This is a genomic window from Allobosea sp. 117, from assembly GCF_000702305.1.
Lineage (GTDB): Bacteria > Pseudomonadota > Alphaproteobacteria > Rhizobiales > Xanthobacteraceae > Ancylobacter.
The window spans coordinates 71,781-97,433 of the sequence record NZ_JNLC01000017.1; the positions used below are offsets into that span (position 1 = coordinate 71,781).

The 25,653-nt window shown below is 69.7% G+C and carries 21 protein-coding genes; 9 read left to right on the forward strand and 12 right to left on the reverse strand.

Annotation, left to right across the window (positions count from 1 at the left end):
- Positions 1 to 30: 30 nt before the first annotated feature.
- The 6 genes from bamA (at position 31) to lpxB (ending at position 7,051) form a co-directional block, all read left to right on the forward strand.
- The gene (gene bamA, locus U742_RS0118800; RefSeq protein WP_038362168.1) at positions 31 to 2,406 is read left to right on the forward strand and encodes an outer membrane protein assembly factor BamA; all 2,376 of its coding nucleotides are present in this window, start codon (positions 31 to 33) and stop codon (positions 2,404 to 2,406) included.
- A 190-nt stretch (positions 2,407 to 2,596) separates the two neighbouring features.
- Complete coding sequence (lpxD, locus tag U742_RS0118805; protein ID WP_029355839.1) at positions 2,597 to 3,688, forward strand: UDP-3-O-(3-hydroxymyristoyl)glucosamine N-acyltransferase; 1,092 nt, start codon at positions 2,597 to 2,599, stop codon at positions 3,686 to 3,688.
- Entirely contained in the window at positions 3,685 to 4,167 is a 483-nt protein-coding gene (fabZ, locus tag U742_RS0118810; protein WP_029355841.1) for a 3-hydroxyacyl-ACP dehydratase FabZ, read from the forward strand. Before lpxD ends, fabZ begins: the two co-directional genes overlap by 4 nt.
- On the forward strand, positions 4,157 to 4,990 hold the full coding sequence (lpxA, locus tag U742_RS0118815) for an acyl-ACP--UDP-N-acetylglucosamine O-acyltransferase (protein WP_029355843.1): 834 nt from the start codon (positions 4,157 to 4,159) through the stop codon (positions 4,988 to 4,990). Before fabZ ends, lpxA begins: the two co-directional genes overlap by 11 nt.
- Positions 4,965 to 5,876: an LpxI family protein gene (gene lpxI, locus U742_RS0118820; RefSeq protein ID WP_051661330.1), complete on the forward strand. Its 912-nt coding sequence runs from the start codon at positions 4,965 to 4,967 to the stop codon at positions 5,874 to 5,876. The genes lpxA and lpxI overlap by 26 nt, the downstream gene beginning before the upstream one ends.
- Positions 5,873 to 7,051: a lipid-A-disaccharide synthase gene (gene lpxB / locus U742_RS0118825; protein ID WP_029355847.1), complete on the forward strand. Its 1,179-nt coding sequence runs from the start codon at positions 5,873 to 5,875 to the stop codon at positions 7,049 to 7,051. Before lpxI ends, lpxB begins: the two co-directional genes overlap by 4 nt.
- A gap of 67 nt (positions 7,052 to 7,118) precedes the next feature.
- On the opposite strand, the gene gltA is transcribed toward lpxB, so the two are convergent.
- Both gltA and gltX read right to left on the reverse strand, forming a co-directional pair.
- Entirely contained in the window at positions 7,119 to 8,426 is a 1,308-nt protein-coding gene (gene gltA / locus U742_RS0118830; protein WP_029355850.1) for a citrate synthase, read from the reverse strand.
- A 263-nt stretch (positions 8,427 to 8,689) separates the two neighbouring features.
- Positions 8,690 to 10,126: a glutamate--tRNA ligase gene (gene gltX, locus U742_RS0118835; RefSeq protein WP_029355853.1), complete on the reverse strand. Its 1,437-nt coding sequence runs from the start codon at positions 10,124 to 10,126 to the stop codon at positions 8,690 to 8,692.
- Positions 10,127 to 10,283: 157 nt separating this feature from the next.
- On the opposite strand from gltX, the gene U742_RS0118840 reads away from it, so the two are divergent.
- The gene (locus U742_RS0118840; RefSeq protein WP_051661331.1) at positions 10,284 to 12,596 is read left to right on the forward strand and encodes a ComEC/Rec2 family competence protein; all 2,313 of its coding nucleotides are present in this window, start codon (positions 10,284 to 10,286) and stop codon (positions 12,594 to 12,596) included.
- 122 nt (positions 12,597 to 12,718) lie between these two features.
- On the opposite strand, the gene lexA is transcribed toward U742_RS0118840, so the two are convergent.
- Complete coding sequence (gene lexA / locus U742_RS0118845; protein ID WP_029355857.1) at positions 12,719 to 13,417, reverse strand: transcriptional repressor LexA; 699 nt, start codon at positions 13,415 to 13,417, stop codon at positions 12,719 to 12,721.
- Between the two features lie 203 nt (positions 13,418 to 13,620).
- On the opposite strand from lexA, the gene atzF reads away from it, so the two are divergent.
- On the forward strand, positions 13,621 to 15,432 hold the full coding sequence (gene atzF, locus U742_RS0118850; protein ID WP_248310435.1) for an allophanate hydrolase: 1,812 nt from the start codon (positions 13,621 to 13,623) through the stop codon (positions 15,430 to 15,432).
- 36 nt (positions 15,433 to 15,468) lie between these two features.
- Here the strand turns inward: atzF and U742_RS0118855 are convergent, their stop codons facing one another.
- From U742_RS0118855 to U742_RS0118885, 7 genes are all read right to left on the reverse strand, one after another.
- A complete protein-coding gene (locus tag U742_RS0118855) occupies positions 15,469 to 16,164 on the reverse strand; it encodes a GntR family transcriptional regulator (protein ID WP_051661332.1) in 696 nt (231 codons plus the stop codon).
- A gap of 116 nt (positions 16,165 to 16,280) precedes the next feature.
- Positions 16,281 to 16,667, reverse strand: coding sequence for an oxalurate catabolism protein HpxZ (gene hpxZ / locus U742_RS0118860; RefSeq protein ID WP_029355862.1), 387 nt, complete (start codon positions 16,665 to 16,667; stop codon positions 16,281 to 16,283).
- Between the two features lie 55 nt (positions 16,668 to 16,722).
- A complete protein-coding gene (glp, locus tag U742_RS0118865; protein WP_029355864.1) occupies positions 16,723 to 17,928 on the reverse strand; it encodes a molybdopterin molybdotransferase MoeA in 1,206 nt (401 codons plus the stop codon).
- A gap of 45 nt (positions 17,929 to 17,973) precedes the next feature.
- Positions 17,974 to 18,456 (reverse strand): cyclic pyranopterin monophosphate synthase MoaC, encoded by a 483-nt coding sequence (moaC, locus tag U742_RS0118870; protein WP_029355866.1) that lies wholly within the window; start codon positions 18,454 to 18,456, stop codon positions 17,974 to 17,976.
- Between the two features lie 2 nt (positions 18,457 to 18,458).
- Positions 18,459 to 19,292, reverse strand: a complete 834-nt coding sequence (gene trpC, locus U742_RS0118875) for an indole-3-glycerol phosphate synthase TrpC (protein ID WP_029355869.1) — start codon at positions 19,290 to 19,292, stop codon at positions 18,459 to 18,461.
- A gap of 27 nt (positions 19,293 to 19,319) precedes the next feature.
- The gene (trpD, locus tag U742_RS0118880) at positions 19,320 to 20,333 is read right to left on the reverse strand and encodes an anthranilate phosphoribosyltransferase (protein ID WP_029355870.1); all 1,014 of its coding nucleotides are present in this window, start codon (positions 20,331 to 20,333) and stop codon (positions 19,320 to 19,322) included.
- Positions 20,334 to 20,351: 18 nt separating this feature from the next.
- Entirely contained in the window at positions 20,352 to 20,960 is a 609-nt protein-coding gene (locus tag U742_RS0118885) for an anthranilate synthase component II (RefSeq protein WP_029355872.1), read from the reverse strand.
- Positions 20,961 to 21,124: 164 nt separating this feature from the next.
- Here U742_RS0118885 and U742_RS0118890 point away from each other — a divergent pair, with 164 nt between their 5' ends.
- Positions 21,125 to 22,174, forward strand: coding sequence for a serine hydrolase domain-containing protein (locus U742_RS0118890; RefSeq protein ID WP_029355874.1), 1,050 nt, complete (start codon positions 21,125 to 21,127; stop codon positions 22,172 to 22,174).
- 27 nt (positions 22,175 to 22,201) lie between these two features.
- On the opposite strand, the gene trpE is transcribed toward U742_RS0118890, so the two are convergent.
- A complete protein-coding gene (trpE, locus tag U742_RS0118895) occupies positions 22,202 to 23,716 on the reverse strand; it encodes an anthranilate synthase component I (RefSeq protein WP_029355876.1) in 1,515 nt (504 codons plus the stop codon).
- 11 nt (positions 23,717 to 23,727) lie between these two features.
- Positions 23,728 to 25,620 (reverse strand): peptidylprolyl isomerase, encoded by a 1,893-nt coding sequence (locus U742_RS0118900; protein ID WP_029355878.1) that lies wholly within the window; start codon positions 25,618 to 25,620, stop codon positions 23,728 to 23,730.
- Positions 25,621 to 25,653: the final 33 nt, after the last annotated feature.

A 25,653-nucleotide genomic window follows, 5' to 3' on the forward strand; every position in this document is an offset into this window, starting at 1 on the left:
AGTAAATTGGCTTCCGTCGTCGGCATTTGCATGTTGACGTTGGTCGCAGGGGGTGCCGGAACGATCGTCGCGCCGTCCAGCGCCGTAGCGCAGACCGCGAGCTCCATCGTGGTCGAAGGCAATCGCCGGGTCGATGCCGAGACCATCCGTTCCTATTTCCAGACGCAGCCGGGACAGCGGCTCGATGCCGCCAAGATCGACGAGGGGCTGAAGGCGCTCTATGCGACCGGCCTGTTCTCCGATGTGCGCATCAGCAATCGCGGCGGGCGGATCGTCGTCACCGTCGTCGAGAACGAGGTCATCAACCGCGTCGCCTTCGAAGGCAACAAGAAGCTCAAGGACGAGGTCCTTGCCGGCGAGGTACAGTCGAAGCCGCGCGGGCCGTTCTCCAAGGCCACCGTGCAGGCCGACACCCAGCGCATCATCGAGCTCTATCGTCGTGCCGGCCGCTATGACGTGCGCGTCGAGCCGAAGACCATCGACCGCGGCGAGGGTCGCATCGACCTCGTGTACGAGATCAACGAAGGCGACAAGGTCGGCGTCTCCAAGATCGTGTTCGTCGGCAACAAGGTGTTCTCGGACTGGAAGCTGAGGGACCAGCTCACCACGACCGAGTCCAACTGGCTGTCCTGGATCAAGAACACCGACATCTATGACGTCGACAAGATCAACGCGGATCAGGAGCTGCTGCGCCGCTTCTATCTGAAGAACGGCTATGCCGACTTCCGCATCGTGTCGGTTTCCGCCGATCTCGACCGGTCGACGGGCGGCTTCGTGCTGACCTATACGCTCGACGAGGGCCAGCAGTACAAGTTCGGCAAGATCGACCTCGTCTCGAACATCCGCGACGTCGATCCGTCCGAGATTCGTGCCGCTCTGCGCACCTATGAGGGGCAGGTCTACAACGCGGAGCTGGTCGAGAAGTCGGTCGAGAACGCCACCATCGAGATCTCCAAGCGCGGCTATGCCTTCGCGCAGGTGCGTCCGCGTGGCGACCGCAATTTCGAGACCCGCACCATTTCGATCATCTACGCCGTCGAGGAAGGCGCGCGCGTCTACATCGAGCGCATCGAGATCCGCGGCAACACCCGCACCCGCGACTGGGTTATCCGCCGCGAGTTCGATCTCGGCGAGGGCGACGCCTATAACCGCGTGCTGGTCGACCGCGCCGAGCGCCGGCTGCGCAATCTCGGCTACTTCAAGACCGTGAAGATCTCGAACGAGCCGGGTTCAGCGCCCGACCGCATCGTCCTCGTCGTGGACGTCGAGGATCAGCCCACCGGCGAGTTCTCGGTGTCGGGCGGCTACTCGACGACCGACGGCTTCATCGGCGAAGTGGCGGTGTCGGAGAAGAACTTCCTCGGCCGCGGCCAGTATGTCCGTCTCGCCGGCAAGCTCGGCGAGAACGTCGAGGGCGCGGACTTCAGCTTCACCGAGCCCTATTTCCTCGACTATCGCGTCGCGGCCGGCTTCGATCTCTATTACCAGGCGAACTCGTCGACCTCGTACAGCCCGTACGACACTGACCTCGCCGGCGGCACGCTGCGCCTCGCGCTTCCGCTGACCGATGAGCTGACGCTCGGCCTGCGCTACAGCCTGTATCGCAAGGAGATCTCGGTCACCGAGGAGACGCTGGCGAACCAGGACGTGTCGTGGGCCATCCTGCAGGTCAACAACGACCCCGCCATCACCTCGGCGGTGGGTTACACGCTGACCTACAACATGCTCGACAACAACATCGACCCGACCAGCGGCTATCTGCTCGAGTTCAAGCAGGACTTCGCCGGCCTCGGCGGCGACGTGAACTTCATGCGCTCGACCTTCGACGCGCGCTGGTACTACCCGATCGTCGGCGACTTCGTGCTGATGCTGCGCGGCCAGGCCGGCAACGTGACGAGCTGGGGCGGCGAGGACCTGCGCATCCTCGACAACTTCTACAAGGGCCCCGATCTCGTCCGCGGCTTCGAGCCGAACGGCATCGGTCCGCGCGACCTTGCCTCGGGCGGCAACGGCGAGTCCCCGGATGCGCTGGGCGGCACGCTCTACTGGGGCACGACGGCGGAAATCCAGTTCCCGCTTTCCTTCATGCCGAAGGAGATCGGTCTGAAGGCGGCGGTGTTCGCCGACGCCGGCTCGCTGTGGGACTACCAGGGCGCGACCACCTTCCCGGACATCGCCGGCTGGGACGACAACCTGGTGAACTGCGACAACATCAAGGGCTCGACGACCAAGGGCTACAACAATGTCTGCGTCGCCGACAGCGACAGCATCCGCTCCTCGGTCGGCGTGAGCCTGATCTGGCAGTCGCCCTTCGGCCCGCTCCGGTTCGACTATGCCTGGGCGCTGAGCAAGGAAGACTACGATCAGACGCAGGCCTTCCGCTTCAGCGGCGGCACCAAGTTCTGATAATCTGCCGAACGTGATATCGGTGCGGCGGTCCGGTTCTCCGGGCCGCCGGTTCGTTTGAGCGCCATCGGAAGACCCACAGCGGGATCGACAGATCGGGCGATGCGGACTCGGCGTTGCGTGGAGGACGCGCCTCGCGGACACATTGCGGATTTCGCGGGGCATGTCTTTCGGGTCTGGCAACTGGTCTATGAGCGATCCCTTCTTCACTTCCGCCCGCACGCCGCTTTCCGTGGCCGAGCTCTGCGCGCTGAGCGGCGGCACGGTCGCCGCGCGCTCGCGGCAGGAGGGGGTGGACGAGCGGTCGGTTACCGGCATCGCGCCCGTGGATCAGGCGGGCCCCGACGATCTGACCTTCCTGGAGACGGTGCGCCACGCGGCCGATCTTCGGGTGACGCGCGCCGGCGTCTGCTTCACGCTCGAGCGCTTCGCCGAATTGGCGCCCCCCACCACCACCGTCGTCATCGTCGCCAAGCCGCAGGCCGCCTTCGTCGCCGCGTCGCGGCGGCTCTATGACGATCAACTCCGCCCGTCCTCCATCTTCGGCCATCACGGCGTCGCGGCCGGTGCCTTCGTCCATCCGCAGGCGCGGATCGAGGACGACGTCACCATCGACCCCGGCGCGGTGGTCGGGCCGGGCGCGGAGATCGGCGCCGGTTCGGTGATCGCCGCCGGCGCGGTGATCGGGCCGCATGTCCGCATCGGCCGCGGCTGCTCGATCGGCCCGGGCGCCAGCGTGATCCATGCGCTGCTCGGCGACCGCGTGATCGTCCATCCCGGCGCGCGCATCGGGCAGGACGGCTTCGGCTATCTCGGTGGCGCGCGCGGTCACGCCAAGATCCCTCAGGTCGGGCGGGTGATCCTGCAGGACGACGTCGAGATCGGCGCCGGCACCACGATCGACCGCGGCGGCATCCGCGACACGGTGATCGGCGAGGGCACGAAGATCGACAATCTCGTGCAGATCGCCCACAACGTCGTTATCGGTCGCCATTGCATCGTGGTATCGCAGACCGGAATCGCGGGGAGCGCGAGGCTCGGCGATTTCGTGATGCTGGGAGGTCAGGTCGGGGTGATCGGTCACGTCGAGATCGGCGACGGCGCCCAGATCGCGGCAACGAGCAATGTGAAGGACAATGTGCCGCCGGGCGTGCAATGGGGCGGCTCGCCGGCCAAGCCGATGCGCGAATGGTTTCGCGAGGTCATGGCGCTGCAGCGCCTCGGCCGCGGCGAATCCGTCGGCGGCACGGGCATGAAGCAGGAAGGGCGTGAAGCGGAATGAGCGAGCCGGCGGTGGCCACCCTAGGGACGGCCGACATCCTGAAAGTTCTCGCGGCGCTGCCGCATCGCTATCCGTTCCTGATGATCGATCGCATCGTCGATATCGAGGGCGACAAGCGGGCGGTTGGCATCAAGAACGTCACCTATAACGAGCCGCATTTCCAGGGCCACTTCCCGGAGAATCCGGTGATGCCCGGCGTGCTCATCCTCGAGGGCATGGTGCAGACCGCCGGTGCCATCTCGCTGCTCAACCGCGGGCAGGAGGACGGCAAGCGGACGGTGGTTTACTTCACCACCATCGACAAGGCGAAATTCCGCCGGCCGGTGCTGCCGGGCGACGTGCTCGAATATCACATGACGCAGATCAGCAAGCGGCGGAACATCTCCTGGTTCCGCGGCGAGGCACTCGTGGCAGGCCAACTGGTCGCTGAAGCCGAGGTCAGCGCCATGGTCGCGCGGAGTGACATTCATGCTGGATAGTTCCCCGCGCATCGATCCGACCGCCCGCATCGCCGACGGCGCCGTACTGGGCGCGAATGTCGAGATCGGCCCGTTCTGCACCGTGGGCCCCGACGTGGTGCTCGGCGACGATGTGAAGCTCATCTCGCACGTTGCGGTGACTGGGCACACGACGATCGGCGCCGGCACCGTGGTGCATGCCTTCGCCGTCCTCGGCTCGCCGCCGCAGTCGGTGCATTACAAGGGCGAGCCCAGCCGGCTGCTGATCGGGCGCAACTGCACCATACGCGAGCACGTCACCATGAATGTCGGCACCGCCGGCGGTCATATGGAGACGGTGGTCGGCGACAATGGGTTCTTCATGGTCGGCTGCCATGTCGCGCATGACTGCGTGGTCGGCGCGCGTGCGGTGTTCGCCAATAATGCGACGCTCGCCGGCCATGTCACGGTGGGCGAGAACGTGTTCATCGGCGGTCTCGCGGCGGTCCACCAGTTCACCCGCATCGGCGAGGGCGCGATGATCGGCGGCATGTGCGGCGTGCACTTCGACATCATCCCGTTCGGCCTGATGATGGAAGGCCATCCGGGCCTGCGCTCGCTCAACTACACCGGGCTGAAGCGGCGCGGCCTGTCGCTGGAGCAGCGCCGCCAGTTGCAGGGCGCCTATCGTGAATTGTTCTACGGCGCCGGCACGCTCGCCCAGCGCACCGACCGCGTGGCCGAGCGCTTCGGCGACGAGGCCAATGTCATGAAGATCGTCGATTTCGTCCGCAGTGCCGGTAAGCGCCGCCTCACCGTTCCCGCAGATGCCGACGAACATGGCACAGAGCAGCAGGTCGCCTGAACTCGGGCAGCCTGACGGCATTCCCGCCGCGGAGCCGGGGAGCGAGCCGCTCGCCATCATCTGCGGCGGCGGCTCGTTTCCCGAGGCGGTGGCCCGGCAGGTGCGCCTCTCGGGCCGCGAGGTGGTGCTGTTCCTGCTCCGCGGCTTCGCGGATCCGGCCCTCGAGGCGTGGCCGCATGTGTGGGTGGGCATCGGCAGGTTCGGGCAGTTGCAGGCCGAGCTGCGCCGTCGCCATTGCCGCAACGTGGTGATCATTGGCACCGTGCTGCGCCCGCGCGTGCGCGATATTCGCTTCGACTGGGGCGCTATTCGGCTCCTGCCGCGCGTGCTGCGGCTGTTCCGCGGCGGTGACGATCATCTGCTCTCGGGCCTCGGGCGACTGTTCGAGGAGCATGGCTTCCGCCTACTGGGGGCGCACGAAGTCGCACCCGATATTCTGGCCCCGCGGGGCGTGCTCGGCGGCGTCGCGCCGACCGGCGACGAGCAGGCGGACATCGCCGTCGGCGTCAGGGCGCTCACGGCGCTCGGGCCTCTCGACATCGGGCAGGGCGTGGTGGTGATGAACGGCCATGTCGTGGCGGTCGAGGCGGCGGAGGGAACGGACCTCATGCTGGCGCGCTGCGCCGAGCTGCGCCGGCTCGGCCGCATCAAGACGCCGGCGCGCTGTGGCGTCCTCGTCAAGCTGCCCAAGATCGGGCAGGACCGGCGGCTTGACCTGCCTTCGCTGGGTCCGCGCACGGTGGAAGGCGCGCACGCGGCCGGGCTCGCCGGCATCGCGGTGGAGGCGGGCGGCGTCATCGTGAGCGACCTTTCGGCACTGGTCGCCGCTGCCGATGCGGCCGGCATCTTCATCTTCGGCGTCGAGCCGGGCGGCGTGACGGCATGAACGCCGAGGCGGCCCGTTCGCTCGATGTCTTCGTGGTGGCCGGCGAGGAATCGGGCGACGCGCTCGCCGCCGGGATGATGCGCAAGATCGCCGCGCGGGCCGGCGGGGAGGTGCGTTTCCGGGGCGTCGGCGGCCCACGCATGCAGGCGGCCGGGCTGGCCAGCCTGTTTCCCATGGACGACATCACCGCTATGGGCTTCGCGCAGGTGATCGCCGGCCTGCCGCGCATCCTCGATCGCATGCGCCGCACGGTCGAGGCGATCCTCGCTGCGCCGCCGGACGTGCTGGTGCTGGTCGACTCGCCGGATTTCACCCACCGCGTGGCGAAACGCGTGCGGGCGAGGCTGCCGGACCTTCCTATCGTGAAATATGTCGCCCCGACCGTCTGGGTCTGGCGCGAGGGGCGGGCGCGGGCGATGGCGCCGCATGTCGATCACGTGCTGGCGCTGCTGCCCTTCGAGCCCGAGGTGATGGCCCGGCTCGGCGGGCCACCGACCACCTATGTCGGCCATCCGCTGCTCGGCGCGATCCCGGAGTTGCGCCCGGACGAGGTGTCGGCCGCGCGCCGCGCCGCGGAGCCGCCGGTGCTGCTCGCCCTGCCGGGCAGCCGCCGCGCCGAACTGGCGCGGCTCGGCGAGCTGTTCGGCCATGTGCTGGGACTGCTCAAGGAGAGCGGCCAGGACTTCGAGCTGGTGCTTCCCACGCTGCCGCGACGCGAGGCGGAGGTACGCGCGCTGGCCGCCGGCTGGCCGGTGAAGCCGCACATCGTCGTCGACGAGGCGGAGAAGCGCGCCGCCTTCCGTTCCGCCCGCGCGGCGCTGGCGGCGTCCGGCACGGTGACGCTGGAGCTCGCGCTCGCCCATGTGCCGATGGTCGCGGCCTATCGCGTGCCGACGCTCGAAGGATGGATCGCGCCCTACCTTTTGAAGGTGCCGACCGCCATCCTGCCGAACATCATCCTGAACGAGCAGGTGGTGCCGGAATATCTGCAGTGGCACATCGATCCGCCGCGCATGGCGGCCGATCTTCGCGCCATTATCGCGGAGGGTCCGCAGCGGCAGGCCCAGCTCGACGCCTTCGCGCGGCTCGACGCGATCCTCGGCGTCGATGGGGAGCCGCCGGACCACAGGGCGGCCTCGATCGTGCTCGACCTCGCCGCGCGCGGGCGCATATGAAAAATCCCCGGCGCGGACCGGGGATTTCCTTCTTTTCGAGATCGAGCCGCTTCGGAGCGGCGCCGCGTCACTTGCGGCGGGCGATCGGCACGTAGTCGCGCTCGGTGGCGCCGGTGTAGAGCTGGCGCGGGCGGCCGATGCGCTGGCCGGGATCCTCGATCATCTCCTTCCACTGGCCGATCCAGCCGACGGTGCGAGCGACGGCGAACAGCACGGTGAACATGGAGGTCGGGAAGCCCAGCGCCCGCAGCGTGATGCCGGAATAGAAGTCGATGTTCGGGTAGAGCTTGCGGTCGACGAAATACTCGTCCTGCAGCGCGATGCGCTCCAGCTCCACGGCGATATCGAGCAGCGGATCGTCCTTGATGCCGAGCTCGCCGAGCACCTCGTGGCAGGTCTTCTGCATGATCTTGGCGCGCGGATCGTAGTTCTTGTAGACCCGGTGACCAAAGCCCATGAGCCGGAACGGGTCGTTCTTGTCCTTGGCGCGCTTGATGAATTCGGGAATGCGGTCGACCGAGCCGATCTCGCCGAGCATCTTCAGCGCGGCCTCGTTGGCGCCGCCATGGGCCGGGCCCCAGAGGCAGGCGATACCGGCGGCGATACAGGCGAAGGGGTTGGCGCCGGAGGAGCCGGCGAGGCGTACCGTCGAGGTCGAGGCGTTCTGCTCGTGATCCGCATGCAGGGTGAAGATGCGGTCGATGGCGCGCGCAAGAACCGGATTGGCCTTGTAGGTCTCGCACGGCACCGAGAAGCACATGCGTAGGAAGTTCGAGGCGTAGTCGAGGTCGTTCTGCGGGTACACGAAGGGCTGGCCGATGGTGTATTTGTAGGCCATCGCCGCCAGCGTCGGCATCTTCGCGATCATGCGGATCGAGGCGATCATCCGCTGCTGCGGGTCGGAGATATCCGTGCTGTCGTGGTAGAAGGCCGACAGGGCGCCGACCGAGGCGACCATGACCGCCATCGGGTGCGCGTCGCGGCGGAAGCCGTGGAAGAACCGGCTCATCTGCTCGTGCACCATGGTGTGGCGCGTGACGCGGAAATCGAAATCCGCCTTCTGGGCGGCGGTCGGCAGCTCCCCGTAGAGCAGCAGGTAGCAGGTCTCGAGGAAGTCGCCGTTCTCGGCGAGCTGCTCGATCGGATAGCCGCGATAGAGCAGCACGCCGGCATCGCCGTCGATATAGGTGATCTGGCTCTCGCAGCTCGCCGTCGAGGTGAAGCCGGGATCGTAGGTGAACATCCCGGTCTGCCCGTAGAGCTTGCCGATATCGATGACGTCGGGGCCGATGGTGCCCGCCATCACCGGGAGGTCCCAGCTCTCATTGCCAATCGTCAAGGTCGCGGATTTCGATGCCTTTGAAATGGCGTCCATGCTGGATCTCCCTGAAGCCCACTGAAACCGATCAAACAAAGCGCGCGAAACTGCCGAAACCGGCAAAGCCGCACATCGTGGCCATGTTCAAGCCGCTCTTTCGCGTTCGAGGCCTGCCCCCCGGTTAGGCCGAACAGGAAAGTCCTAATCCTTTCGCTACCCGCTCGCAAGCGCAGCGAACAGGGTATCTCGATGCCGGTCAAGCGTCAGGCAGAATGCCGGATTCCGGCCTTCGCACACGCACAAAATCCGACGACGGAGCGTCAGCCGAAGGCCGGGATGCCGGTCTGGTCCGCGAGCCTCGCGAGGCTCTCATCCTTGCCCAACACGACGAGCACGTCAAAGATACCGGGGGAGGTTGTCTTGCCGGTGACAGCGGCGCGGAGCGGCTGGGCGATGGCGCCGAGCTTGACGCCGGCGGCCTCGGAAACCGCGCGCACCGCACCCTCGATCGCCGGTGCCGACCAGTCGTCGAGCCCGGCCAGTGCCTCGGCCGTTTTGCCAAGCAGGGCACGGGCCTCGTCGGTGAGCAGGGCCTGCGCCTTGGGCTCGATGGCGAGCGGGCGGTCCTCGATGATGTAGGCGGCGCTGTCGATGAGCTCGATCAGCGTCTTGGCGCGCTCCTTGAGGCCTGGCATGGCGGCGAGAAGCTGGTCGCGCTTGAACGGCGTGAGCCGGTCGGCGATCTCCGCGCCGTTCGGCAGGTGCGGCAGCAGCGCGTCGATGGCCTGCATCAGCTCGGCATCCGGCGTCGCGCGCATATAGATGCCGTTCAGGTTCTCGAGCTTGGCGAAGTCGAAGCGCGCGGCCGAGCGGCCGACCCGGTCGAGATCGAACAGGGAGCTCATCTCCTCGGTCGAGAAGATCTCCTGGTCGCCATGGCTCCAGCCGAGACGCACCAGATAGTTGCGCAGCGCCGCCGGCAGATAGCCCATGGCGCGATAGGCATCGACACCGAGCGCGCCATGGCGCTTCGAGAGCTTGGCGCCGTCCGGCCCGTGGATGAGCGGGATATGCGCCATCTTCGGCACCTGCCAGCTAAGCGCATGGTAGATCTGCGTCTGGCGCGCGGCATTGGTGAGGTGGTCATCGCCGCGGATGATGTTGGTGACGCCCATGTCGTGGTCGTCGACCACCACCGACAGCATGTAGGTCGGGGTGCCGTCGGAGCGCAGCAGCACGAGGTCGTCGAGCTCCTTGTTCTGGAACACGACGCGGCCCTGCACGAGGTCGTCAATCACCGTCTCGCCCTCGGTGGGCGCCTTCAGGCGGATGGCGGGCCTGGCGCCGGCGGGCGCCTCGGACGGGTCGCGGTCGCGCCAGCGGCCGTCATAGCGCGGCGCGCGGCCTTCCTTGCGGGCGGTCTCGCGCATCTCCTCCAGCTCCGCGGCGGTGGCGTAGCACGGATAGGCGTGACCCTTGGCGAGCATCTCCTCGACCGCCTCGCGGTGCCGCGCGGCGCGGGCGAACTGGTAGACGACGTCGCCCGACCAGTCGATGCCGAGCCAGGTGAGCCCGTCGATGATCGCCTCGATCGCCTCCGGGGTGGAGCGCTGCCGGTCGGTGTCCTCGATGCGCAGCAGCATCTGTCCGCCCTTGGCGCGGGCGTAGAGCCAGTTGAACAGCGCGGTGCGCGCGCCCCCGATATGCAGGAAGCCGGTCGGGGAGGGGGCGAAGCGTGTAATCACGGTCTCGGACATCGGCGGTCTCACGGCGCGGAAGGGCTGGCCTCGCGCGCGGCCTCATGCATGGCGGGCGGGAGCGGAGCGTGTAGCATAGGCGGGAGAAGGGGAAAACAAGCACGCCGCGACGCGGTCCCGGAGCGGGCCGGACAGCGGCGAGGTCGGGGCGAGAGCGGTGGCGGGGGCGACCGATCCGAGCGGCGAAGGCGTGCCGGGTGCCCGATCGGGACCCCGGCGGGGCGGCTTCGCCCGCGCCCTCGTCATCGGCGCAGGCTCGGCCGCATGGTGGCCGAACCGCCGGCTCCTCGGGCGATGGCCCGGGCTGGCGCAGGCGTCCGCCTGGCTGGGCGCCGCGCTCGCCACGGAAGTCGAGAATCGCCGGGCCTTTCTGTGGCTGCCCGTGGCCTTCGGGGCCGGGGTCGGCCTCTATTTTCTTGCCGATCGCGAGCCGTGGCTGCCGGCGGGGATGCTGGTGGCGGCTTTTTTTGGCACGCTCGCCTTCCTCGCGCGCCATCGCGCCGGCGCCTTCTATCTGTTCGGCGCGCTGACCGCGGTCGCCGCCGGTTTCGGCATCTCGACGTTGCAGGTGGCGCGGCTGTCGCATCCGGTGCTGGCCGAGCCGGTGCGGGCGGCGAAGGTCTCCGGTTTCGTGGAGCGCGCGGAGATGCGGGCGAGTGGCGGGCGCGTCGTGCTGCTCGTCACCGCGCTGGAACGCGCGGCCGAGCCGCCGCGCCGGGTGCGCGTGTCGGTCGGCGGCAATCGGCTGCCGGAGGTCGGCAGCCACGTCACGCTGCGCGCGACGCTGGGGCCGCCACCCGGGCCGGCCTATCCCGGCGGCTATGATTTCGGCCGCGACGCATGGTTCGACGGGATCGGCGCCACCGGCTTCGCGGTCGGGCGGGTCGAGATGAGCGCCGCGCCCGTGCCGGCGCCATGGTCGCTGCAGGTCCTCGCCTGGCTCGACGGCGTGCGCCGCGCCATGGGCGAGCGCATCCGCGCGGCGCTGCCGGAGGCGACCGGCGGCATCGCCGCCGCGCTGGTGACCGGCTCGCGGGACGCCGTGCCGGAAGCGATCGAGGAATCGATGCGCGTATGCGGCCTGTCGCATGTGTTGTCGATCTCCGGCCTGCACATGGCGCTGGTGGCGAGCACGCTGTTCTTCCTCGCCCGCGGGCTGATGGCGCTCGCGCCCGGTCTCGCGCTGCGCCATCCGATCAAGGCCTGGGCGAGCGTGCCCGCCATCCTGGGCGCGACGTTCTATCTGCTGCTGTCCGGCGCCGAGGTGGCGACGCAGCGCTCCTATGCGATGACGCTGATCGTGCTGGCCGGAATCGTGATCGGGCGGCCGGCCCTCACCCTGCGCACGCTCGCCATCGCCGCGCTGGCGGTGCTGGTGCTGTCGCCGGCGGCGCTGCTCGATCCCGGCACGCAGATGTCCTTCGCCGCCACCCTGGCGCTGGTCGCGGCGCATGAGGCGTTCGGCCGGCGCCTGCTCTCCGGCGGCGCCGAGGCCGGCTCGGTGCTGCAGGGCAGGGTGGCGCGCTACGTCGGCGCCGTGGTGCTGACCTCGCTCGCCGCCGGCCTTGCGACGGCACCCTATGCTGCCTTCCATTTCCAGCGCCTGGCGCCGCTCAGCCTGGTGGCGAACCTCGCGGCGGCGCCGGTGGTGTCCTTCGTGGTAATGCCCTTCGGTTTGATCGGCGCGCTGCTGATGCCGTTCGGCCTCGACCGTCCGGCCTGGTGGGCGATGGGGTGGGGCATCGACATGATGACCGCCATATCGGACGCCGTGGCGGCGATACCGGGCGCCGATCGCGGCGTCGAGGCGTTCCCGGCCACGGCGCTGGTACTGATGTCGCTGGCGCTGGTCAGCCTCTGCCTGCTGAGGAGCCGGCTGGTCCATGCGGTGCCGGCGGTCCTGTTCGGCCTCGCCTTGCTCGGCGTCGGCGCGGCGCGGCTGCCGGACGCGTTCATCGACGCGCAGGGGCGGATGGTCGGCGCGCGGGGGGAGGACGGGCATCTCGTGCTGATCGGCGATGCGGCTCCTGAGAAGCTCGCGGAACGCTTCGCCGCCGGGCAATGGCGGGCGGCGATCGGCGAGCGCGACGCGACCTCCGTTTCGAGCGCGGGCCGGCGCTGCGATCCGCTCGGCTGCACGCTCACCGTCAATGGCCGGGTGGTGGCGTGGTCGGCCTCGCGCGATTCTCTCGCCGACGACTGCCGGCTCGCAGCGGCGGTGGTCACCCCATATGCGCCGCCACGCGACTGCAAGGCCCTGATAATCCGTACCGACCCGCAGCGGCCGAAAGGCGCCGCGGGTCTGGTCGTGCCGCGCGAGGGGCCGATCACGATCGTGCCGGCGCGCGATCCGGCACAGCAGCGCCCATGGCTGCCGGCTGTTACTCGGCAAGCCGAAGTCGTTCTCGATCCCGCTCCGGCCAGGCCCGACGAGGAGCCGGACGGGCAGATGCTGCCGGCGCCGCCCTGATCTGCGGACCTCGTTTCCCTGCGAACTTGTTTCCGGTCGATGCGGAGCCGCCTACCGAACGGGGCGATCGGCACGATGCAATGGACGGTCGGGCCGCTCAGTAGCCTCGGTACAGCCAGGGGTCAGTAGCGTCGGTACAGACCGACCAGCCGGCCCTGGATGCGCACGCGGTCGGGGCCGAAAATGCGCGTCTCATAGGCCGGGTTGGCCGCCTCCAGCGCGATCGAGGCGCCTTTCCGGCGCAGGCGCTTCAGCGTCGCCTCCTCGTCGTCGATCAGCGCGACGACGATCTCGCCGGTGTCGGCACTGTCGCATTTGCGGATCAGGGCGAGGTCGCCGTCGAGGATGCCGGCCTCGATCATCGAATCGCCGCGCACCTCGAGCGCGTAATGCTCGCCGGTGGAGAGCATGTCCGCCGGCATCGAGATGGTGTGGCTGCGCGACTGGATCGCCGAGATCGGCGTGCCGGCGGCGATGCGGCCCATCACCGGGATCGGCACCGAGCGGCTGCCGTCATCCTCGGGGGCGGGGGGGCGGACGCGACCGAGGCTGCCTTCGATGACGCTCGGGGCGAAGTTGCGGGCCTGCCGAATCGGCTGCTGCACGCTCTCCGGCAGCCGTACCACCTCCAGCGCCCGGGCGCGGTTCGGCAGGCGGCGGATGAAGCCGCGCTCCTCGAGCGCCGTGATCAGCCGGTGGATGCCGGATTTGGAGCGCAGATCGAGCGCCTCCTTCATCTCCTCGAAGGAGGGAGGGACGCCGGTTTCCTTCAGCCGTTCATGGATGAAGCGCAGCAGCTCATGCTGTTTTCGGGTGAGCATGGAGGTCCTCGATCGATCCGGATGCGCAACCGGAAAGTGAAACAAATCACGAACAAACACTACCCGTTCCTTTTGTGTTCCACAACGGTAAATATGACGCTAACGCGGGACGGGGCCGGAACGTTGTATGCAATACGTTGCCACGTGCCTATGCTGACGGCATATTGTGCGTGGCAGCAACGGGCCGGGGGCAGCGCGTGACCATGACTATTGCGGAGATCGTTGCGGCGCACCGTTCGGGCGAGCTCAATCCGGAGGCCACGATCGCTGCCTGTCTCGCGCGCATCGCGGCGCATGACGACGCGGCCGTGTTCACCGCGCTCAGCAGCGAGGAGATGCTGGCCTCGGCGCTCAGAGCCCTGTCCGGCGCCGAGGCGCGGCGCCTGCCGCTCTACGGCGTGCCCTTCGCGGTGAAGGACAATATCGACGTCGCCGGACTGCCGACCACCTGCGCCTGCCCGGACTTCGCCTATGTCGCCACCCGCGACGCTGCCAGCGTCGCGCGGCTGAAGCGGGCCGGTGCGGTCGTGATCGGCAAGACCAATCTCGACCAGTTCGCCACCGGCCTGGTCGGGCGCCGCTCGCCCTATGGCACGCCGCGCAACCCGGTGCGGCCGGACCTCATCCCCGGCGGGTCGAGCTCGGGATCGGCAGTCGCGGTCTCAGCCGGGCTGGTGCCCTTCGCGCTCGGCACTGATACGGCGGGCTCCGGCCGCGTGCCGGCCGGGCTGAACAACATTGTCGGGCTCAAGCCGAGCTGCGGTCTCGTGTCCACCGCCGGCCTGGTGCCGGCCTGCCGCTCTCTCGACTGCATCTCGGTCTTCGCGCTCGACGTCGCCGACGCCTGGAGCGTGCTGCGGGCGATGGCGGGGGTCGATCCGTCGGACCCCTATTCGCGGCCGCTGCCGGTCGGCCAGCCGGGCGAATGCCCGCCCGCGCTGCGGCTCGGCATTCCGCGCGCCGGCGACCGGCCGAGTTTCGGCGATCGCCTGTCCGAGCCGGCGTTCCAGCGTTCGGTGGCGCGAGCGCGGGCGCTCGGGTCCGAGATCGTCGAGATCGACATGGCGCCGTTTTTCGAGGCGGCGCGCCTGCTCTATGAAGGCCCGTGGATCGCCGAGCGCTATGCCGCTGTCGGCCCATTCCTGGAGGCGCGGCCCGACGCCATCCATCCGGTCGTGCGGTCCATCATCGAGCGGGGCGCCAGCTTCAGCGCAGTGGAGGCGTTCCGCGGCCAATACCGGCTGGCGGAGCTGCGGGCGCAGGCGACGGAGACCCTCGCCGGGCTCGACGCGCTCATGGTGCCGACCCTGCCGACCGTCTATACGCCGGAGCAGATCGACGCCGATCCGGTGCGGCTGAACAGCAATCTCGGCGTCTACACCAATTTCGTGAACCTGCTCGACATGTGCGGGCTGGCGGTGCCCTCCGAGATGCGCCCGGACGGCGCACCGTGGGGTGTCACCTTCCTCGCGCCCGCCGGCCGCGACGCCCATCTCGCGGCGATCGGCGCGGCCTTCCATGCGGCGACCGGCCTGCCGCTCGGCGCCACCGGTCGCGCGCAGCGGCCTCGCGGAGCCCCGGAGCGGCACGTCGGGGCGGGGCAGGTCGAGGTCGCGGTTTTCGGGGCGCACCTCGCCGGGCTGCCGCTGAACGGCGAACTCGTCGAAGGCGGCGGCGCCTTTCTGCGCGCGGCGCGCACCAGTGCGGACTACCGGATGTTCCTGCTGCCCGGCGGCCGCGTGGCGCGGCCCGGAGTGCTGCGGGTGGAGCCCGGCCGGGGAGCGCCGCTGGCCTGCGAGATCTGGTCGCTGCCGCTGGAGGCGTTCGGCCGTCTCGTCGCCAGGATCCTGCCGCCGCTCGGCATCGGCACGGTGGTGCTGGAGGACGGCAGCTCGGTGAAGGGTTTCCTCATGGAGGTGGCGGCGCTGCAGGGCATCCGCGACATCACCGTGCTCGGCGGCTGGCGCGCCTATCTCGCCGCCGAGGCCGCGCCCGTGGCGGTCGGCGTGGCCTGACATCCGGATTCAGGAAAGCGCCGTAACGATCTGAAATCAGATGGTTTGCGCGAACTGCTCATAGGCGTCGTGCACGATGGCGATATGGCTGCGCATGGCGTTCGCGGCGCCCTGCCGGTCGCCGCGCAGTATCGCGGTGACCACCAGATCGTGCTCGGTATGCGACAGGGCGAGGCGCCCCAGCGCATGGAACTGGGCGCGGCGGAAGGGCGACAGGCGCACCCGCGTGCCGAGCGTGATCTCCTCGAGATAGTCGTTGTGGCTGCCGTCATAGATCGAGGTGTGGAAGGTCTCGTTGGCCTCGCGGTAGCCGACGAAGTCGCCCTGGCGCATCAGGTCGGCCATGTCGATGTGCAGGGCCTCGAGCCGTCGTCGCTCCGCAGGCGTCATGTTGAGCGCCGACAGCCCGGCGCACAGCGCCTCCAGCTCGGCCATGACGTCGAACATGGCACGCAGCCGCTCGGCGCTCGGCCGCGCCACCACGGCGCCGCGATGCGGCCGGCTCTCGACGAGGCCGGAGGCCGTGAGCTCGCGGATGGCCTCGCGCACCGGCGTGCGCGAGACGCCGAAGCGGGCGGCGAGCGCGGTCTCGTCGAGCGTGGTGCCGGGCGCCAGCAGCCCGCGGGTGATCTCGTCGGCAATCTGGAAGCGCAGGCCCTCCGCGCGGGTCACGCGCCGCGCCTCGCCGGAGATTTCGGCGATCTGTACGACACTGGGCGGCGTGGAGGACATGGCGGCGGATTTCGGTCGCGGAACGGGCGGCGAGGGCTCGGATGTGGCGGGCGAGTCGCCCCCTGTCTCGGGCCCATGCAAACATAATGGCCGTGGTGAAGCCAGCGGCAGCGGCGCTATTTCGGCTCGGGAATGACGCTGACGTGGGCAGCGACCACCTTCCAGCCCGCCTCGGTGCGCATCCAGGTCTGCATCTGGCGGCCGACCATGCCGGGCGAGGATTGCCGGCGGAATAGCGTCGAGGCGGTCGCCATGTCGCGGCCATAGGTGGTGATAACGGTGCGGTCGATGCTGCGCTCCAGCCCCACCGGCGAGCGGGCGGCGCGGAAGGCCATGATGGCGGCATAGCCGTAGAGATTCTCGCCGCCGCCATAGCGCACCGTGTGCGGGCTGTCCCAGAACAGCGCGTCGAGCGTCGCGACGTCGTTGGAGACGAGCGCGCGCTCATATTGCGCGAAGGCGGCTTCGACCTCGGCGACGATTTCGGGAAGATTGATCTGCATCGGCCTGTTTCCTGCTGTGCCGCGCGCCATGCAGGGAACGGGCCGCGCCGCCGGCTCAGTCGACTAGCGGGATGATCTGGCAGGGCTCGCCCTTCACCGCCGCCAGGGCGTTCGGCGCGCGCACCAGCAGCGCGTCGGCTTTTGCCAGCACGCTCACCATCGAGGAATCCTGCACGGGAAGCGGGCGGACCAGCGGGCCGGCGGGGCCGTGGCCGATAATCTCGGCGCGCATGAAATCCATGCGGCGGTCATTGGCCTTCACGTCGGCCGCGAGTTCGGCGGGAGCCAGCGGCAGGCCGGCGGGCACGTCCTCGCCCTGCAGGCGGCGCAGCAGCGGCACCAGGAAGAGGAGCGCGCAGACATAGGCGGAGACCGGGTTGCCCGGCAGGCCGAGCACGCGCGTCGCCGCTCCCTGTCCGAACATCAGCGGCTTGCCCGGGCGCAGCGCGATCTTGTGCACGGCGAGGGTGACGCCTTCCTCCTTGAGCGCCGGGGCGACGAGGTCGTGGTCGCCGACCGAGGCGCCGCCGGTCGTCACCAGCAGGTCGAACCTTGCCTTGAGGGCGGCGCGCACGCCGGCGCGGGTGGCGTCGAGCCGATCCGGCAGCACGCCGAGATCGTGGACATCGGCTCCGGCGCCATAGGCCAGCGCGCCGACGCCGTAGATGTTCGACAGGATGACCTGGTGCGGGCCGGCGCCGGTGCCGGGGCGGGCGAGCTCGTCGCCGGTTGAGAGCACGCCGACCCGAGGTCGCCGCGCCACCTCGACCTCGGCGCAATCGGCGCCGGCGATCAGCATCAGGTCGCGGCCGGTGAGGCGGCGGCCGGCCTCCATGACGACGCTGCCGGCGGCGAAATCCCCACCCGCGCGCCGTACGTGCCGGCCGGGGGAGGATGCCTCCTGCATGGTGACGGCGTCACCCTCGCGCGTGGTGTCCTCCTGGATCACCACGGCGTCAGCGCCGCGCGGCAGCACGCCGCCGGTGAAGATGCGGGCGGTGGCGCCAGGCGGCAGTTCGCCATCGAAGGGACGGCCGGCGGCGGCCTCGCCGATCAGGCGCAGTGTCGCCGGCACGGTGGCGACATCGGCGGCCCGGACCGCATAGCCGTCCATGGCGGAGACATCGGCGGCGGGATTGTCGCGGCGGGCGACGACCGGCGCGGCGAGGACGCGGCCATAGGCGTCGGGCAGCGACACCCGCTCGGTGCTGAGGCGTCCGGCGCCTTCCAGCACGCGGGCGAGCGCTTCTTCGACCGGCATCAGACCCGTCGATGGGGAAGCTGTGGACGCGGAATTCATGGCACGTCAGTCCGCCTGCCAGTGGCCGGAGCGGCCGCCGTCCTTCTCGATCAGGCGGATCGCCTCGATGCGCATCCCGCGGTCGACCGCCTTCGCCATGTCGTAGACGGTGAGGCAGGCGACCGAGACGGCGGTGAGCGCCTCCATCTCGACCCCGGTCTGGCCGGTGGTGCGCACGCTGGCGCGCACCACGAGGCCAGGCAGGGCGTCGTCGGGCTCGATCTCGACGGCGACCTTCGAGAGCAACAGCGCATGGCAGAGCGGGATCAGCTCATGGGTGCGCTTCGCCGCCATGATGCCGGCGAGCCGTGCGGTGCCGATCACGTCGCCCTTCCTGGCGTTGCCGGCGCGGATGAGGTCGAGCGTCTCCCGCCGCATCGCGACGCGGCCTTCGGCGACGGCCAGGCGGTCGGTGACAGCCTTGTCGCCGACATCGACCATGTTGGCTGCGCCGGTGGCGTCGAGATGGGTGAGGGCGCCTTCGCCCATGGTCAGCCCGCCGCAGTCTTGCGCGCGGGCTGCGCCGCCAGCGCCGGGGGCGCCAGCAGGGCGCGGGTGGCGCTCGCGACATCCGCCTGCCGCATCAGGCTCTCGCCGACGAGGATGGTGCGGATGCCGACGCCGGCGAGACGGGCCACGTCGTCCGGCGTGAAGATGCCGCTCTCGCCGACCATCACGCGGTCGGCGGGAATGCGCTTTGCCAGCCGTTCGGAGGTTTCCAGCGACACCTCGAAGGTGCGCAGGTTGCGGTTGTTGATGCCGACGAGCCGTGCTGGCAGGGCCAGCGCCCGGTCGAGCTCGACCTCGTCATGCACCTCGACCAGCACGTCCATGCCGAGCGCATGCGCGGTCTCGACCAGTTCGCGGGCGACCGCGTCGTCCACCGCCGCCATGATGACGAGGATGCAGTCGGCGCCCCAGGCGCGCGCCTCATAGACCTGATAGGCCTCGTACATGAAGTCCTTGCGCAAAGCGGGCAGGGCGCAGGCGGCGCGGGCGGTCTTGAGATAGTCCGGTGCGCCCTGGAAGGACGGGCCGTCGGTCAGCACCGAGAGACAGGCCGCGCCGCCCGCCTCATAGGCGCGGGCCAGCGCCGGCGGATCGAAATCCGGGCGGATCAGCCCCTTGGACGGGCTCGCCTTCTTGATCTCGGCGATGAGCGCGGTGCGCCCGGCGGCGATGCGGGCCTCGATCGCCCTGAGGAAGCCGCGCGGCGGGGAGGCGGCCTCCGCCTCGGCGCGCAGGCTCGCGAGCGGCCGCGCCGCCTTGGCGGCGGCGATCTCCTCGCGCTTATAGGCGCCGATGCGCTCCAGAATGTCCGCCATGGGGCCTCCTCGCGCTCTAGTGTGGGCTCAGGCGTTGGAGACGGCAACCAGCCGCTCCAGCGCGGCCTCGGCATGGCCGCCGGAAAGGCTGGTGCGGGCGAGCGCGAGGCCGGCGGCGATATCGCCCGCCTTGCCGGCGACGACCAGCGCCGCGGCGGCGTTCAGCAGTGCCACGTCGGCATAGGCGCTCGGCTGGCCGGCGAGCACGGCGCGCAGCGCCATGGCGTTGGCGACGCCGTCACCACCCTTCAGCGCGTCGGGGTTGGCGCGGGCTAGGCCGAATTCCTCCGGGGTAATCTCGAAGGTCCGCACCTTGCCGTCCTTCAGCTCCGCCACATAGGTCGGGCCGGTGGTGGTGATCTCGTCGAGGCCGTCCGAGCCGTGCACGACGAAGGCATGGACCGAGCCCAGCGTGCGCAGCACCTCGGCGAGCGGCTCCACCCAGCTCTTGGCGAAGACGCCGACCATCTGCCGGGTGACCCCGGCGGGGTTCGACAGCGGGCCGATGAGGTTGAAGATGGTGCGGGTGCCCAACTCCACCCGGGTCGGGCCGACATGCTTCATCGCCGGGTGGTGCGCGGGCGCGAACATGAAGCCGATGCCGGCGTCGGTGATGCAGCGGGCGATCTCCTCCGGCGTCAGGTCGATCTTCACGCCGAGCGCCATCAGCACATCGGCGGCGCCGGACTTGGAGGAGAGGGCGCGGTTGCCGTGCTTGGCGACCGGCACGCCGGCGCCGGCGACGATGAAGGAGGCGCAGGTCGAGATGTTGTAGGAACCGGAGGCGTCGCCGCCAGTGCCCACCACGTCGACCGCGCCGGCCGGCGCCTTCACGGGCAGCATCTTGGCGCGCATGGTGGCGACCGCGCCGGCGATCTCGTCGACCGTCTCGCCGCGCACGCGCAGCCCCATCAGCAGCGCGCCGATCTGCGAGGGGGTGGCCTCGCCCGACATCATCACGTCGAAAGCATAGACCGCCTCATCCCGGGTCAGCGCCGTGCCGGTGGCGACCTTGCCGATAAGCGCCTTCAGGTTTTCCATGTAGTTACCTGTTTTTCTTCATGCGGCGCGCGAGCGGCGTGGGCCGGCGTTCCAGGCGCGGGCGAGGTCGAGGAAGTTCTTGAGGATGGTGCGGCCGTGCTCGGAGGCGATGCTTTCCGGATGGAACTGCACGCCGTGCACCGGCAGCTCGCGGTGCGAGAGACCCATGATGAGCCCGTCCTCGCTCTCGGCGGTCACGGCGAGGGCGGCCGGCAGGGTGTCGCGCTTCACCACCAGCGAATGGTAGCGCGTCGCCTTGAACGGCCCGTTGATGCCGCGGAACACCGCCTCGCCGCGATGGCTGATCTGGGACATCTTGCCGTGCATCGGCACCGGCGCGCGCACCACGTCGCCGCCGAACACCTGGCCGATCGCCTGATGGCCGAGGCACACGCCAAAGACCGGAATGCCCTCTTCGGCGGCGCGCTCGATGAGGTCGAGGCAGATGCCGGCCTCGTTCGGCGTCGCCGGGCCGGGCGAGATGACGATGGCTTCCGGCCGCAGGGCCAGCGCCTCGTCGGTGGTCAGGGTGTCGTTGCGGCGCACATCCACCTCGGCCCCGAGCCCACCGAGATAGTGGACGAGGTTCCAGGTGAAGCTGTCGTAATTGTCGACGAGAAGGATCATCGGGGCCGCCACCAGAAATGCCGCGCCAAGCTCTAGGGGCTTGACAGCGGTCCGGTCAAGCCGAGCGCCGACGGCCCGTCGCTCCGGGTTTGAAAATTCCGGGAGCGCTAGGCTAGCGTGCGAGCGCGCGCCGATGGTCCGGCGCTCCGTGACGAGGTGCCGGCATGAGCGCAGCAACCGAAGATTCGCCGGCAGAAGCGGGCTTCGCCCCCGATCTAGCCGAGAAGCTGGACCACGGCATCCGCTCCGGCCTGCTGCGCTCGCTGCATGCGGTGCTGGTCAGCCGTCATGGCCGGCTCGTGCTGGAGCATTATGGCGAGGGCGAGGATGAGGCCTGGGGCCGGCCGCTCGGTCGTATGGCGTTCGGGCCGGACGCGCTGCACGATCTGCGCTCGGTGACGAAGAGCGTGGTCGGCCTGCTCTACGGCATCGCGCTCGACCGCGGCCTGGTGCCGGCGCTGGACACGCCGCTGCTCGTCGGGTTTCCCGAGTATCGGGACCTCGCCGCCGATCCGGCCCGCGCCCGGCTCACCGTCCGCACCGCGCTGACCATGACGATGGGTCTCGAATGGGACGAAGAGCGGCCCTATACCGATCCCGCCAACAGCGAGATCGCCATGGAGCAGGCTCCGGACCGCTACCGCTTCGCGCTCGAACAGCCGATTATCGCCGAGCCGGGCAGCCGCTGGATCTATTCCGGCGGCGCGGTCGCGCTGCTCGGCGCCCTGATCGAGCGCGGCAGCGGCCGGACGCTGCCGCAGTTCGCCGACGAGGCGCTGCTGGCGCCGCTCGGCATCCGCCGCTTCGAATGGGCGGCGGGCGCGGACGAGGTCGCCTCGGCCGCCTCGGGGCTCAGGCTCACCGCGCCCGACATGATGCGGATCGGTGCCCTGGTGCTGGGCGGCGGGGTCTATGGAGATCGGCGCATCGTCTCGCAGAGCTGGATCGAGCAATCGGCGACGCCCGCCGTGGCGACCGGCGACGGGCTCGACTACGGCCTGCTCTGGTTCCTCGGCCGGGCGCCGGCGCCGGCCTTCCCTCAGCCGCTTTCATGGATCGGCGGGTTCGGCAATGGCGGGCAGCGGCTGTGGGTGTGCCGCGAGGCCGGGCTGTGTCTCGGCATATTCGCCGGCGCCTACAACGCGCCGGACGCCTGGGTCACGCCGATGCGGGTGTGGCGGGAGATCGTGCTCGCCAACACCGTCCGCGCCTGAGAGCCCAGGCGGGAAGGGGCGGGGGCGCTACTGCCCGCGCCCCGCCCGGGCGGCGAAGCGCACCGCCTCCTCGCCGGCGCGGAACAGCGCCCGCGCCTTGTTGATGCATTCCTGCTGCTCGTTCTCGGGCACGGAGTCATAGACGATGCCGGCGCCGGCCTGCACATACATGCGCCCGTCCTTCACCACGGCGGTGCGCAGCACGATGCAGGTGTCCATCTCGCCGTCGGCGCCGAAATAGCCGATGGCGCCGGCATAGATGCCGCGCTTGTCGCGCTCCAGTTCGTCGATGATCTCCATCGCCCGCACCTTGGGCGCGCCGGAGACGGTGCCGGCCGGGAAGCCGGCGGCCAGCGCGTCGAGCGCGTCGCAGCGCGGGTCGAGCTCGCCCTCGACATTCGAGACGATGTGCATGACCTGGCTGTAGCGCTCGATGAAGAAGCTGTCGGTCACCTCGACGGAGCCGATCTTCGAGACCCGGCCGACATCGTTGCGGCCGAGGTCGAGCAGCATGAGGTGCTCGGCCAGCTCCTTCGGATCCGCCAGCAGCTCCTCCTCCAGCGCCTTGTCCTCATGGGGCGTGGTACCGCGCTTCCGGGTGCCGGCGATCGGGCGGATGGTGACGGTGCCATCGCGCAGCCGGACCAGGATCTCGGGGCTGGAGCACACCAGCGCGAAGTCCCCGAAGTTGAAATAGACGAGGAACGGCGCCGGGTTCACCCGCCGCAGGGCGCGGTAGAGCGAGAAGGAGGGCAGCTTGAACGGCGCCTCGAAGCGCTGCGAGAGCACCACCTGGAAGATGTCGCCGGCGCGGATGTACTCCTTCGCCCGCGCGACCATGGCGCGGTAGTCGTTCGCCGGCGTGTTCGAGGCCGGCTCGATCTCGGCGTGGAACGGGTCCTCGGCGGTCGTGTTGGGCAGGGCGGCGTCGAGCGCGCGCACGATGCGGTCGATCCGCTCCTGCGCCTGCTCCTGCGCCACCGCGGCGCTGACGCCCGCTTCGGGGCGCACCGGCGTGACCACCGTCATCTCGTTGCGCACGGCGTCGAACACCACCATCACGGTCGGGCGGATGAAGATCGCGTCCGGCACGCCCAGCACGTCCGGCTTGGGCGGTGGCAGGCGCTCCATCTGGCGCACCATGTCGTAGCCGAGATACCCGAACACGCCGGCCGCCATGGGCGGGGCGCCGTGGGGCAGGGCGATCTGCGATTCCTTCACCAGCGCGCGCAGGGCAAGCAGCGGCGGCTCCGGGCAGGGCTCGAAGGCGTCGGCTTCGTACAGAGCGCGGCGGTTGATCTCGGCCTGATCGCCCCGGCAACGCCAGATGACGTCCGGCTCGATGCCGATCATCGAATAGCGCCCGCGCATCGCGCCGCCTTCCACCGATTCCAGCAGGAAGCTGTTCGGCCGGTCGGCGGCGATCTTCAGGAAGGCGGATACCGGCGTCTCGAGGTCGGCGACCAGGGTCGACGACACCACCTGCGGTTCGCCGCGCTCATAGGCGGCCGCGAAGCTGTCGGCCTCCAGGGTGATGGTCATGGCGGCGCCCTTCAGTTCACGGCGTCGCCGCCGCCGACGATCTGATCCAGCGCCGCGCGGTTGATGCGCACGCCGAGATCGGACTGAAGGCGGACGAGATATTCGGTCATCAGGTCCTGTTCCATGCGCTGGCGCACTTGGTCGAAGAGCTGCGAATCCTCGCCGGTGCTTGCCGGCTGGGAGGCGCTGTCGACCCGGAACAGGATGCGGCTGTCGCCGACGTCGGTGGAGGCGGTGCCGACCGAGCCGACCTTGGTGTCGAACACCGCGGCCACGGCGCCCTGCGGCACGCCGTCGGCGGCGCGCCCGCGGCGGATGCCGCGCGCGGTGCGCAGCTCCAGCCCGGCGTCGGTCACCACCTTGTCGAAGGGCTCGCCGGCCTCGACCTTCTTCTGCAGCTCGGCGACGCGGGCGTCGAGCGCCTTGGCCGCCTCGTCCTGCTTCCAGCGGTCGAGCACCAGCGCCTTCGCCTCGTCGAAGCTGCGATCGCGCGCCGGGGTCACGGCGTCGACGTCGAACCAGACATAGCCGCCGCCCTGCGGCAGGGTGATCTGGTCGTTCTCGACGCCGACATCGCTCGCGAAGGCGCCGCGCAGCACGTCCGCGCGGGCCGGGATCTGCGGGATCGCGGCGCCGTCGGGCGTCTTGCCCTGCGCATCGGTGTCGAGGGCCTCGACCTTCAGGCTGAGCTTGGCCGCGATCTCGGAGAGCTTGGCACCGCCGGCGCGCTCGTCCTCGATCTGGTCGTGCTTCTCCAGCATGAGCCGGCGCGCCTGCTCGTTCTGCAGCTCGGTGCGCAGGGTGGGCGCCACCTGCTCGAAGGGCGCGGTGGTGCCGGCGACGATGCTCTCCACATGGACGATGACCGGACCGAAGCGGCCCTGCACCACGCCGCTGGTGCTGCCCTGGGGCAGGCCGAAGGCGGCGTTGGCGACGGCGGGGTCGAAGATCTGGTTCTTCGTCACCTCGCCGAGATTGATGTCGTTCGGGGTGAGCTTGCGGTCGGTGACGATGTCGGCGAAGGGCGTGCCGGCCGAAAGGCGGGCGGCGGCCGCGTTGGCATCCTCGGCATTGGGGAAGACGATCTGCTGCACGACGCGCTTCTCCGGCGTGCCGAAGCGGCCCGGATTGGCGTCATAGGCCGCCTTGAGGTCGGCGTCGGAGATGGCGATGCTGCCGGCCAGCGTCTCCGGCGTCAGCGCCAGCACGCTGATCTTGCGGTATTCCGGCGCGCGGAAGGCAACCTTGCGGGCATCGAAGAAGCTCCGGAGCTGCTCCTCCGTCGGGGCGGCGATGGTGTCGGGCGCCGGCGGATCGACCGTCACATAGCTGATCGAGCGTTCCTCGGTCTCGTAGCGCGCGAAGGCGTCGCGCACGGTCTGCGGCAGCTCGATGCCGCCGCCGAGCGACTGGATGAGCTGCTGGCGCAGCGCGAGACGCCGCTCCGCCTCGACGAAGCGCTGCTCGGTATAGCCGTTCGAGCGCAGAAGCTGGTTGAAGTAGTTCGGGTCGAAGGTGCCCGAGGGGCCGCGGAACGACGGGTTCGACTGGATGCGCTCGGCCATCTCGGCGTCGGAGAGCGCAAGGCCGAGGCGCTTGGCGCGATCGTCCAGCGCCGCCTCGCCGAGGCGCTCGTTCAGCACCTGGTCGGGAATGCCGATCGCCCGCGCCTGCTCCGGCGTGATGCCGCGCTTGATCTGCTGGCTGATCTGCTGAAGCCGCTGCTGATAGAGCTGGCGGAATTCCGGCACGGTCACCTCGGTGGAACCGATGGTGGCGAGCGTCTGGCTGCCGAACCCGCGGAACACGTCGGCGATGCCCCAGATGCCGAAGCTGATGATGAGGAGGCCCATCAGGATCTTGGCAACCAGGCCGGAAGCGCTCTTACGCAGCGTCTGAAGCATCGTTTGTCTCGTTACAGGCAGGCCAGGAAGGGG